Raw genomic sequence first — 11,661 nt, 5'->3', positions numbered from 1 at the left:
CGTGAAGAACGCCTGCGGCGAATGGAACCGAGTGCGGGTCCGCACTGGACAGTTTGGAATTCCGTCGCACATCCTTGGAAGAAAAAAGGCCAGACCATGCTGTTGACCATCGACCGTGTTCAGAAAACCTATCCCGGCGGGCGCCCGGTTCTGCGCGACGTGTCGCTGACATTGGATGAAGGGCAGACACTGGCCCTGACCGGTGAAAGCGGCAGTGGCAAAAGCACTCTGCTGAACCTTGCCGCAGCGCTTGACTGTTTCGACAGCGGTGAAATCATCTTGAACCGAACCCCTCTGTCCCATCTGGACGATGCCGGGCGGGCCGAATTGCGGCGCAGTCAGCTTTCGTTGGTGTTTCAGCAGTTCAATCTGATCCCTTCGCTGACCGTTGCGCAGAACCTTTCTTTTCACGCCCGCCTTGCCGGCGCCGAGGATGCCGGGTGGACCGCGCATCTGACCGAACGCTTGGGCCTGTCCGATCTTTTGGACCGATATCCCGAAAACCTGTCCGGCGGGCAACAGCAGCGGGTGGCGATTGGTCGTGCCATGGCAGCGCGTCCGAAACTGCTGCTGGCGGATGAGCCCACGGGCAATCTGGATGAAACCGCCAGCGCAAGGGTTCTGGATCTGATGTTGGCCTTGGTGGCTGATACCGGCGCAGCGCTTCTGTTGGTCACGCATTCCCAACAGATTGCAGCCCGACTGGATCGAACCGTCCAGCTCTGCGGTGGTTGTATCCAATGACACGCGCCGTCATTCAGGCTTTGATGTCACACTGGCGGGTGCACTGGTTGCAACTGGCGACGCTTTTGACAGGCATCGCGTTGGCCACCGGTCTCTGGTCCGCGGTTCAGGCCATCAATGCCGAAGCGCGCGCCAGCTATGCCCGGGCCAACGCGCAGCTTGCCCTTGGGCAGTTCGACGAGCTGCGCGATCCTTCCGGTCTGATTCCGGTTTCTCGTTACGTAGATCTGCGTCGTGCTGGCTGGCAGGTGGCGGCCGTTCTGGAGGGCCCCTATCGAATCCGGGGCCGCACATTGCGCCTGATGGGTGTGGACATGGTCGCCTACCCGGCCCTGCCCGCCGTCACCGAAGCCGACCAAAGCACCGCGCCGACTGAGCCGGCAGACATGCTGACCGCTCCGGGGCGGCTTCTGGTCGCGGCAGAGCTGGCGCCGCTGTTGCGCGACCAGAACAACCTTCCGCCGGTTTCGTTCACCACGGCGCTGCCACCGGACGTTATTCTGACGGATATCGGCACAGCCGAAGCCCTGCTGAACCAAACCGATTTCATCTCGCGACTCATTGTGTTGCCGGATCAGCCGCGTGATCGGCCACCTTTGGCCGAAATCGCGCCCGAACTGGAGCGCGCCAGCCCATCCTCGCAAGTCGATACTGCTCGGTTGACTGACAGTTTTCACCTGAACCTGTCGGCTTTTGGCCTGCTGTCCTTTGCCGTTGGCCTGTTCATCGTGAACGGCACCGTCGGGCTGGCTTTTGCCCAACGCCGAGGCATGATCCGCACCCTGCGTGCGCTGGGCGTTTCGATGCGGCGGCTGGTCTTCCTGATCCTGACCGAACTGACGGGGCTGGCCCTGATCGGTGGAACCTTGGGGCTGCTTCTTGGGTTCTTTCTGGCCGGAGCGTTGTTGCCCGATGTCGCAGCAACCCTTCGTGGCCTGTATGGTGCGCCCGTGACCGGACAGCTGACATTGCACCCCCATTGGGTGTTTGCCGGGATGGCGATGGCTGTCTGCGGCACCTTGTTTGCCAGTGGCCATGCGCTGTGGCGATTGTCTCGTATGCCCCTGCTGGCGGGGCCCGGTGTGCAAGCCTGGCAGGGCAATGCCGGCACACGTCGTGTGACAGGTTTGCTCGGCTTGTCCCTGATCCTCGGCGGTGTCATCGCCTATCTCGGCATCGGTGGGCTGGTTGCCGGTTTCGTGCTGTTGGCCGGATTGCTGACGGGTGCCGCGCTTTTGTTGCCGGCGCTTCTGACCTTTGCGCTTTCGGTCTTTGGCAACAGGTCCCGTGGTGCCGTCGCGCAGTGGGTCTGGGCCGACATGCGCGCACAATTGCCCGGGCTGTCGCTTGCCCTGATGGCCCTGTTGCTTGCGCTTGCGGCAAATATCGGTGTGGGTACAATGGTTTCAAGTTTCCGGCTGACCTTTGTCGGCTGGCTCGACCAGCGCCTGACCTCAGAGCTGTATCTGACCGTCCGTGACGAAGAACAGGGGCGCGAGATCACGGATTGGCTGCGTCCGCAGGTCGACGTCATCCTTCCAATTCGCAACATGGAACTGTCGCACGAGACGGGCCCCCTGTTTCTGTACGGGGTCATTGACGATCCGGTCTATCGGCAACACTGGCCCTTGATATCGGCAAACTCGACCGTCTGGGACGACGTGATGGCCGGAGACGCGGTTCTGATCAACGAACAACTGGCACGGCGCGCGAACCTATGGCCCGGAGATACGCTGACACTGTCCCCGGCTCACACGCTGACCATCGCTGGGGTTTATTCGGATTATGGAAACCCAACCGGGCAAGCCATTGTGTCGATGAGCCAACTTGACCGGATCGCACCAGGTGCCGAAACTCGACGGTTTGGCATCCGTTTGAACCCCGAACAGGCGACTGAAATGGCGCAGACATTGCGCGAGCGGTTTGCCCTGCCGCGTCAGGCCGTGGTCCAGCAGGCCGCCATGAAGGCGCAATCATTGGCAATCTTCGAAAAGACCTTTGTCGTGACATCGGCGCTCAATGTTCTGACCCTCGGCGTGGCGGGATTTGCCATACTCACCAGCCTGCTTACCCTGTGGACCCAGCGCTTGCCTCAGATTGCTCCGGTATGGGCGCTAGGACTGAATCGGGCGCAACTGGCGCGGCTGGAGCTTTTGCGCAGCGTGCTGCTCGCGGCTCTTACCGCGAGCCTGGCGTTGCCGCTTGGTCTGATTCTCGCCTGGGTTCTGTTGGCGGTGATCAATGTGCAAGCCTTTGGCTGGCGGTTGCCGATGTTCGTGTTTCCCTGGGATTGGTTGTGGCTGTTCCTGTTGACCCTGCTGGCCGCCCTGGTTGCAGCGGCCCTGCCCGCGCTGCGCATGTTGCGTCTGCCCCCTGCCGATTTGCTGAAGGTGTTCGCCAATGAACGTTAAAACCCTTTTGGCCGTTCTCGTGTTTTTGTGCCCATCGCCTCTTTGGGCGCAGGGCTTTGCAGGTCTTGGAGGGTCGGCGGAAGGGTTCGAGGTTCCGCAGGCGGGCTTTGAATTCGACTTTCCCAAAGACCACGGGCCTCATCCCGCCTATCGGATCGAATGGTGGTATCTGACGGCCAACCTCAAAGGCGAGGACGGGCGTGACTATGGCATCCAATGGACCCTTTTCCGGTCGGCCCTGAAACCGTTTGAAACAGATGGATGGCACAGCCCGCAGATCTGGATGGGCCATGCGGCTGTCACCACGCCTGACACCCACTATTTTGCCGAACGCCTGTCGCGTGGGGGGATTGGGCAGGCAGGTGTTGCGGTGCAACCGTTCGAGGCCTGGATCGACGAATGGCGCATGGCCGGACCGGATATGGATACCCTGACCTTGACCGCGAACGGGGCTGATTTCGGGTACGATCTTGCGCTGAGCGCACAAGGCCCGTTGGTGTTTCATGGCCAAGCGGGCTATTCTGTCAAATCCGCCGACGGGCAAGCCAGCTATTACTATTCGCAACCCTTTTATTCAGTCGAAGGCGTACTGCACCTGCCGGATGGCGATATGCGCGTCACCGGTCAGGGCTGGCTGGACCGGGAATGGTCTTCGCAACCCCTGGCCGAGGATCAAACCGGCTGGGATTGGTTTTCGCTCAGCTTCGAGGACGGGGACAAGCTGATGGCCTTTCGCCTGCGCGGTGGTCGCGGCGATTTCACTTCGGCCACATGGATCAATTCAGACGGCAGCACCGATGCCATCCCCGACGGATCCGTCAGGCTTGAGCCGCTTGCGACCGATCAGGTGGCAGGGCGCGACGTCCCGACGCAATGGCGCGTCGTGCTTGCGGACCGAGGCATCGACGTCAAGGTATCCGCCCTGACACCGGACGCCTGGATGGGGACACGTTTTGAATATTGGGAAGGTCCGGTCACGGTCACCGGCAGCCACGAGGGCGTTGGGTATCTCGAGATGACGGGCTACTGACCTGGCTGCGGGAGCCCGAACGGCGGCAGGCGACCGTCGGGGCTCCGGCACCTCTGTGCACGGCATCTGCTTTTCGCGTCAGCGCACCACGTAAACCGAGACGTTGGAATGTCGCACCACGCGTGCCGCATTCGGGCCCAGCAGGTAATCCTTGAAATCCGGCTTGTGGGCTCCGATTACGATCAAATCAGAGCCGGCACTTTCGGCCGTCTTCAAAATCTCCTGATAAGCTGTTCCTGTCGCAACCACATGGCGGATGGTTTCGTTGCGCTCGGCCCCCAGGGCCGATACGCACAGCGCCGTCAGTTTGGCCTGCGCTTCCTCCAACGCCTTGTCGTGAAAACCGGATTCGAAAAACCCCGACACCCAGCTTTCCCCGAAATCGGGCAGCACTGTCACCACGTCAAGTTGCGCCCCTTCCATATCCGCCAGCGCGGCTGCTTTTTTCAGAACCGGTGCATCAATCTCGCCATTGCTGATATCAACGGCACACAGAACGGAACGTGTCATACGAGCACCTCTTGTCTGGCGGCACGGCCGCGTTGCAGGAAAGCGATCAGACCCAGCAGGATCAGCGCCGGGATATAGACCAGTTGCTTCGGAGGCTGGCTGGACGGCAGGCTGGCCGAGCTCAGACGCACGGCCTCGTCACCATAATAGTCAAAGTTGGCCAGATCTTCGGCAACCGGTGATCCAAACATCGGCTCGTCAAGTTTGACAAGGCCATCCTCTTCGAGCAACAGCAGCCCCATGGCATCGACGCGCGCTTCACCGCCTTCTTCGGATCCGACTGGCACGACAACCGTGGTGTCCACCATCTTGCCGGTATCAAAATCCGGCCCGCTGATCACCATGCGAACCTCGGTTCCCGGTGGAGTCTGGCCGATGGTTTCGACAAACGCCGCAGGCTCGACCGAAGTGTATGGAGGCGCGATGCGATCCATGAAGAAATCCGGCCTGAACAGGGCGAAGGCCACGGCGATCAGCGCGATACTTTCGTAGATGCGGCTGTGGGTCAGGAAGTACCCCATGGTGCCTGCCGTGAAGACAAGTATCGCTATCGTCGCGAAAATCGCCACTATGATCCCTTCGACCCATGTCACATCGATCAGCAGAAGATCGGTGTTGAAAATGAACACGAAGGGCAGCGCCACGGTGCGCAGGCTGTAGAAGAAGGCCGTGAAACCGGTTTTGATCGCATCACCGCCCGACACGGCCGCGGCGGCAAAACTGGCCAGCCCGACCGGAGGTGTCACGTCGGCCATGATCCCGAAATAGAACACGAAAAGGTGGACAGCGATCAATGGAACGATCAGCCCGCTTTGGGCGCCCAACTCAACAACCACCCCGGCCATCAAAGAGCTGACAACGATATAGTTCGCGGTTGTCGGCAGACCCATGCCCAGGATCAGGCTGAGCAGCCCGACCATGACCAGCATCAGGATCAGATTGCCACCCGACAGGAACTCGACCAGATCGGCCATAACCTGACCAACCCCCGTCAACGTGACGGTTCCCACGATCACGCCCGCGGTTGCCGTGGCAAGCGCGATGCCGATCATGTTGCGTGCCCCGTCGATCAGACCTTGCCACAGGTCGGCAACACCATCGATGAAAGTGTTGTACAGGTTGCTCTGCCCGCGGAACATCGCTTTCAGCGGCTTCTGCGTCAGCAGGATGACAAACAGCAACGATGTGGCCCAGAAGGCGGACAGGCCCGGTGATTTCTGTTCGATCATCAGGAAATAGACCAGCACGATGATCGGCAGCAGGTAATGCAGGCCAGCTTTGTAGATATCGGCGATGACCGGCAGTTGCACTTCTTTGGCATTGGGGTCGTCCGGTTCCAGATCCGGAACCTGTGCCGCCAGATAAAGCAGTGCGACATAGACCGCGCAGATAATCAAGCTGAGCACGATCCCAGCGGCCGACGGCACCCAGCTTGTCACGGCATCCACCGGGAATTGTGAGCCATAGCAAAGACCTGCAAACACCAGGAAAAAGCCCAGCATCCCCACTACGGTCCGCGCCAGATGTACATCGCGGTCGCCCAGCGTGGGCATGTTCCGTTTCACGGCCTCAAGGTGCACGATGTAAACCAGTGCGATGTAGGAAATCGCAGCCGGCAGGAAGGCATGGGTGATCACCTCGACATAAGAGATGCCCACATATTCCACCATCAGGAATGCAGCGGCCCCCATCACCGGCGGCATGATCTGCCCGTTGACCGAGCTGGCAACCTCGACCGAGCCCGCTTGTTCACTGCTGAACCCGACGCGCTTCATCAGCGGGATGGTGAAGGTACCGGTGGTAACAACATTGGCAATCGACGAGCCCGAGATCAGGCCGGTCGCAGCCGAGCCCACAACCGCCGCCTTGGCCGGACCACCACGCAGGTGGCCCAGGGCCCCAAAGGCCATCTTGATAAAGTAGTTCCCTGCCCCGGCTTTATCCAGCAATGCGCCAAACAGCACGAACAGGAAGACGAATTTCGTGGAAACACCCAATGCAATACCAAACACGCCCTCGGACGTGATCCACATGTGGCTCATCGCCTTTTTCAGGCTCGCGCCCTTCCAGCGGATAACTTCGGGCACCCATTCCGAGGCACCGAAGAAGACATAGGCCAAAAATATGGTCGCGATAATTGCCATGGCAGGGCCAAGCGCACGGCGCGCGGCCTCGAACAACAGCACCAGGCCAAGCAACGCAACCCATTTGTCAGTGTCGTCGGCCAAACCGCCCGCATTGACGATCTTGTCATAGAAGAAATAGCCGTACAGCGCGACGAACGCGCCCACCAATCCCATGATCCAATCCTGAACCGGAATATAGTTCCGGGGGCTGGATTTGAGCGCCGGATAGGCCGCAAAGGCCAGAAACAAAGCAAAAGCCAGATGGAATTGCCGTGCATTGTTCACGACGCTTCCGGGCAAGACATAATTCGCCAAGGGCGAAGCCAGAACAACTTGAAATATCGACCAGATCGCGGCCACGACCGCCAGGAAAACGCCCACGTTCCCGACCGGATTTCGCCCTCCTGCGTCAGAAGATGCAACCAGATCCTGAAGCTCTTCTTCGGAAAGCGGACGATTGGATTGAGTGTCGGAATTCATCAAATGTCTCCCCGTCGCGGCCATTGTTCGGCCTTCTGAAATCCCGTTTCACACGGGTTTTGTGCAGGGCGCCCTTGGGCACCCTGCGTCAGGTCTGGTTTACTGAATCCAGCCTTTTTCTTTGTAGTACTTCTCGGCACCCGGATGCAGCGGAGCCGACAGGCCATCCGCAATCATCTCTTCGGGCTTCAGGTTCGCAAACGCCGGGTGCAGCTTTTTGAAGTCATCGAAGTTTTCAAAGACCGAGCTGACGACCGCGTAAACCGCATCTTCCGATACATCGGCCGAGGTCACGAAGGTCGCGCCCACACCAAAGGTCGAGGTGTCTCCGTCAGACCCACGGTACATGCCACCGGGAATGGTTGCCTTGCGGTAGAACGAGTTTTCGTTGACCAGCTTGTCCACGGCCTCACCGCTGACGTTCACCAGAACCGAGTCACATGCGGTGGTGGCTTCCTGAATCGAACCCGAGGGGTGGCCAACAGTGTAAACCATTGCGTCGATCTGGTTGTCGCACAGGGCCGCCGACTGTTCAGCCGCTTTCAGCTCGGTAGCCAGTTCGAAATCGTCTGTGGTCCAGCCCATTTCGCCCAGCAGGACTTCCATGGTGCCGCGCTGACCGGAACCGGGGTTGCCGATGTTGACGCGCTTGCCCTTCAGGTCTTCAAAGTTGGTGATGCCGGAATCGGCGCGAGCCACAACGGTGAAGGGTTCGGGGTGCACCGAGAACACGGCGCGCAGACCTTCGAACGGGCCGGCTTCTTCGAATTTTGAGGTGCCGTTATAGGCGTGGTACTGCCAGTCGGACTGGGCCACACCAAACTCCAGCTCGCCTTCGCGGATGGTGTTGATGTTGTAAACTGAACCACCGGTCGATTCGACCGAGCAGCGCACGCCGTGCTCTTTCCGGCCTTTGTTGACCAGACGACAGATCGCGCCGCCGGTCGGATAGTAAACGCCGGTGACACCACCGGTACCGATCGTAATGAACTCTTCGGCATAGGCCGCCGGAGCCAGAAGGGCTGCGGTGACGAAGGCGCCGACGCTCAGTTTGCTGCTGTTTTTCATCTGTTAACTCCCACTTTTTTTGTCTGGCAGTTGGAAATCAAGTTTGATCACCTGCTCAGGGAAGCGTGCCGATAATACAAACCGGCCCGCATCGCAACGGCTACAAATCTTTGAATTTCCCAATTTCTCCCAACCCTTTCGAGGTTTCATTCAGATACTCGCAATGTCAAGGCCGGCGCCGGTCAGACCTGCGCCAATTCGCATATATGAGCATAAATCCCGAACTTTCCCCATCAGTTCACAGCGAGCCGTCCGGGTTCATGCGGTCACTCCAAATCCAAAACGAGACCTCATTCCCGGCGCTAATCACCGCGAAACAGAGCGAACCGCGTTTCGGATAAGGAGGCAGGGCAAGTCACGGTTGTACGTTTCGACGAATCTGACAAAGGCACTTCAATACCAACTCGGTTCACGATCCATCCTTGCGGGGACCTGATCACCTGTCTGCTAATGCAGGCCAAGAACGTTGTGGCACTGGTGGCTCGTTACGGAGGACCACAAACAAGAGATGCAGATCAAGTTTGCGGGTCAGCAGCTTGATAACGGCGCCCCGCCCTTGGGACGGACGTTGTTCTGAGTTTGTCGGAACTGTGGTGCCCAAGGAGAGACTCGAACTCTCACGCCCGTGAAGGCGGGGGATTTTGAATCCCCTGCGTCTACCATTCCGCCACTTGGGCCACGAACACTGGATTAGCGCCCATCCAAGCGAAGGTCCAGAGGCAAAAACCATCCAATATTCCATTTGTTTCGCCCTCGGCTGTTGACGGTCCATCGGGCGCATGGTTTGGCTGGGTTTCAGACCGAAAACGGGATTTGAGTGCTTTATGTTACGATCGCTTTATGACTGGACCATTCGTCTGGCCGAACACCCTCACGCGCTGTGGGCGCTGGCCATCGTGGCTTTCATCGAAAGTTCGTTCTTCCCGATTCCCCCAGATGTGCTGATGATTCCGATGATTCTGGCCCGCCCGTCCCGGGCATGGCTGATCGCAACCGTGGCACTGGTGGCATCGGTTCTGGGGGGCATGCTGGGCTATGCGATTGGTGCGTTTTTCTATGAAAGCATCGGGCAGCCCATTCTGGAATCCATGGGGAAAGCCCATGCCATGGAAGAATTCAATACCCGGTTCAACGACTTCGGGTTCTGGGCCGTTCTGGCCGCTGGTGTGACCCCCTTCCCCTACAAGGTCATCACCATTATGTCCGGCTGGACCGGCATGCCGCTTGGAACCTTTATCGCGACCTCGATTCTGGCCCGCGCGTTGAGGTTTTTTCTGGTGGCAGGCCTGCTCTGGGGATTCGGTGAGCCGATCCGCGACTTCATCGAAAAGCGCCTGGGGCTAATGTTCACTTTGTTCATCATCCTCCTGTTTGGCGGATTCCTGGTGGTGAAATACTTATGACGAGACGTTCGCAACTTGTCGCAGTGGCAAGTCTTGGATCACTGGCGCTTCTTCTGGCCGCTTTTGGCTTTCAGCATCTCGGCGGGCTTGCGCCGTGCAAGATGTGCATCTGGCAGCGCTATCCTCATGCAGTGGCAATCGCGATTGGCGCCGTGGCGCTGGCATTGCCCAGGCTGACCTTTCTTCCCTTGCTGGGCGCCGCGGCGGCCGCGACGACTTCGGCGGTGGGCGTATTTCACGCCGGCGTTGAACAAGGCTGGTGGGAAGGCCCAAGCAGCTGCACATCCGGCAGCATCAGCGGTCTGTCCGCTGACGATCTGTTCGATCAAATCATGTCCGCGCCTTTGGTGCGATGCGATGATATCCCCTGGGAGATGTTCGGTATCTCGATGGCTGGCTGGAACGCCATTGCTTCTGCCATGCTGGTGCTGATCTGGCTGGCCGCATGGAAATCCCGCGCGGCTTAGAACTCGTCCAGCTCTGCATCCCAGTACAGGAAATCGATCCAGCTTTCATGCAGGTGGTTCGGTGGGAATTTCCGTCCGATATTGCGCAACGCTTCGGCATCGGGCTGACGTGGCGGCTTGCGCAAGGTCATCCGAGCCTGGCGCAGCGACTTTGACCCCTTGCGCAGATTGCACGGGCTGCACGCGGCCACCACGTTCTGCCAACTGGTCACACCACCGGCGGCCCGCGGCACCACATGATCGAAGGTCAGGTTGTCCCGGCTGCCACAGTACTGGCAGCGGAATTCATCCCGCAAAAATAAATTAAAGCGCGTGAAGGCCACGCGCTTTCTGGGTTTTACATAGTCTTTCAAAACAACGACCGAGGGTATTCGGATCTCGGTGCTCGGGCTGCGGACGACCTCGTCATATTCAGCCACGATATCGACCCGATCCAGCCAGGCCGCCTTGATCGCTTCTTGCCAGGGCCACAGTGACAGCGGGTAATAGGACAAGGGGCGATAATCGGCGTTCAAAACCAGGGCCGGGTGTTGTTTGAGCGCACCCGGCTCCCTTACAAATTCGGTTCTGAAGTCTCCGTCCATCACAGAATCGCTCCTCGCTCTCAGCTGCCCGTTTGTGACACCAGAGCGGGGAGCACCCGCCCCGGTCTTTTTATAACTATATATCGTGTTAAAACTCTGACAAGCCCTGATTTTCCACAATATGTCGCAGACGGGGTAACGCGAATCCGTAACAGGCACGTGACAGTTATCCACAGCTTGCACCGGGGGTGACCTTCGGGCTATGCGCAGGTCATGTCCTGGTTCATTCGCTTCAACAAACCTTATGATGTTCTGCCGCAGTTCACGGACCGCGCCAATACGGACGGCCCACGCAGCACGCTGTCCGATTTCATCGATCTTCCCGGCGTCTATCCGGCGGGCAGGCTGGACCGTGACAGTGAAGGTTTGATGCTGCTGACAGATCATGGAAAGTTGCAATCCCAGATCTCTGACCCAAAGCACAAGATGGCCAAAACCTATTGGGTTCAAGTTGAAGGCACCCCCGACGAGGCGGCCCTGAAAACGCTCCGCAACGGGGTCGAATTGAAGGATGGTCTGACCCGCCCAGCCAAGGCCCGCCAGATCGACGAGCCCGAAATGCTTTGGCCGCGCACCCCGCCGATCCGCGAACGCAAGACTGTGCCGGACAGCTGGCTTGAACTGACCATACGTGAGGGCAAAAACCGACAGGTGCGTCGGATGACAGCGGCAGTTGGCCTGCCGACGCTGCGCCTGATCCGGTACCGCATCGGAGACTGGACCCTGGATGATCTTGAGCCCGGGCACTGGGACAGTCTGCCAATGCCGACACTGAGCGCGGCCCCCCAACGCAAGCGCGACCGTCGCCCGCGCCGGTGACAGACCCTGCCCCGATCTG

Annotated in this window: 10 protein-coding genes and 1 tRNA gene; 6 read left to right on the top strand and 5 right to left on the bottom strand. The window is 59.3% G+C overall.

Going from position 1 to position 11,661, the window contains the following annotated elements:
* Positions 1-96 precede the first annotated feature (96 nt).
* The 3 genes from I9184_RS04670 to I9184_RS04660 are packed head-to-tail and all read left to right on the top strand — an operon-like array spanning position 97 to position 4,185.
* Positions 97-744, top strand: a complete 648-nt coding sequence (locus I9184_RS04670; RefSeq protein WP_209833037.1) for an ABC transporter ATP-binding protein — start codon at positions 97-99, stop codon at positions 742-744.
* On the top strand, positions 741-3,155 hold the full coding sequence (locus tag I9184_RS04665) for an FtsX-like permease family protein (RefSeq protein ID WP_209833035.1): 2,415 nt from the start codon (positions 741-743) through the stop codon (positions 3,153-3,155). Before I9184_RS04670 ends, I9184_RS04665 begins: the two co-directional genes overlap by 4 nt.
* Positions 3,145-4,185 (top strand): lipocalin-like domain-containing protein, encoded by a 1,041-nt coding sequence (locus I9184_RS04660; protein ID WP_171723220.1) that lies wholly within the window; start codon positions 3,145-3,147, stop codon positions 4,183-4,185. The genes I9184_RS04665 and I9184_RS04660 overlap by 11 nt, the downstream gene beginning before the upstream one ends.
* Positions 4,186-4,263: 78 nt before the next feature.
* Here I9184_RS04660 and I9184_RS04655 read toward each other — a convergent pair whose 3' ends face one another.
* The 4 genes from I9184_RS04655 to I9184_RS04640 all read right to left on the bottom strand — a co-directional run bounded on the left by I9184_RS04655 (position 4,264) and on the right by I9184_RS04640 (position 9,046).
* A complete protein-coding gene (locus tag I9184_RS04655) occupies positions 4,264-4,695 on the bottom strand; it encodes a universal stress protein (protein WP_171632280.1) in 432 nt (143 codons plus the stop codon).
* Positions 4,692-7,301, bottom strand: a complete 2,610-nt coding sequence (locus tag I9184_RS04650) for a TRAP transporter permease (protein WP_171723219.1) — start codon at positions 7,299-7,301, stop codon at positions 4,692-4,694. The genes I9184_RS04655 and I9184_RS04650 overlap by 4 nt, the downstream gene beginning before the upstream one ends.
* A gap of 99 nt (positions 7,302-7,400) precedes the next feature.
* On the bottom strand, positions 7,401-8,369 hold the full coding sequence (locus tag I9184_RS04645; protein WP_209833033.1) for a TAXI family TRAP transporter solute-binding subunit: 969 nt from the start codon (positions 8,367-8,369) through the stop codon (positions 7,401-7,403).
* 591 nt (positions 8,370-8,960) lie between these two features.
* Positions 8,961-9,046 (bottom strand) — tRNA-Leu (locus I9184_RS04640).
* Positions 9,047-9,193: 147 nt separating this feature from the next.
* Here I9184_RS04640 and I9184_RS04635 point away from each other — a divergent pair.
* Both I9184_RS04635 and I9184_RS04630 read left to right on the top strand, forming a co-directional pair.
* A complete protein-coding gene (locus I9184_RS04635; protein ID WP_152458071.1) occupies positions 9,194-9,772 on the top strand; it encodes a YqaA family protein in 579 nt (192 codons plus the stop codon).
* Positions 9,769-10,239, top strand: coding sequence for a disulfide bond formation protein B (locus tag I9184_RS04630; RefSeq protein WP_171723218.1), 471 nt, complete (start codon positions 9,769-9,771; stop codon positions 10,237-10,239). The genes I9184_RS04635 and I9184_RS04630 overlap by 4 nt, the downstream gene beginning before the upstream one ends.
* On the opposite strand, the gene I9184_RS04625 is transcribed toward I9184_RS04630, so the two are convergent.
* Positions 10,236-10,823, bottom strand: a complete 588-nt coding sequence (locus I9184_RS04625) for an HNH endonuclease (RefSeq protein WP_152458073.1) — start codon at positions 10,821-10,823, stop codon at positions 10,236-10,238. The genes I9184_RS04630 and I9184_RS04625 overlap by 4 nt on opposite strands.
* A gap of 213 nt (positions 10,824-11,036) precedes the next feature.
* On the opposite strand from I9184_RS04625, the gene I9184_RS04620 reads away from it, so the two are divergent.
* Complete coding sequence (locus tag I9184_RS04620) at positions 11,037-11,642, top strand: rRNA large subunit pseudouridine synthase E (protein ID WP_171632272.1); 606 nt, start codon at positions 11,037-11,039, stop codon at positions 11,640-11,642.
* Positions 11,643-11,661: the final 19 nt, after the last annotated feature.

Source organism: Ruegeria sp. HKCCE3926, assembly GCF_017872515.1.
Classification (GTDB): domain Bacteria; phylum Pseudomonadota; class Alphaproteobacteria; order Rhodobacterales; family Rhodobacteraceae; genus Ruegeria.
Note: the sequence above shows the minus strand (reverse complement) of the source record. Positions and strands in the feature narration are given on the sequence as shown.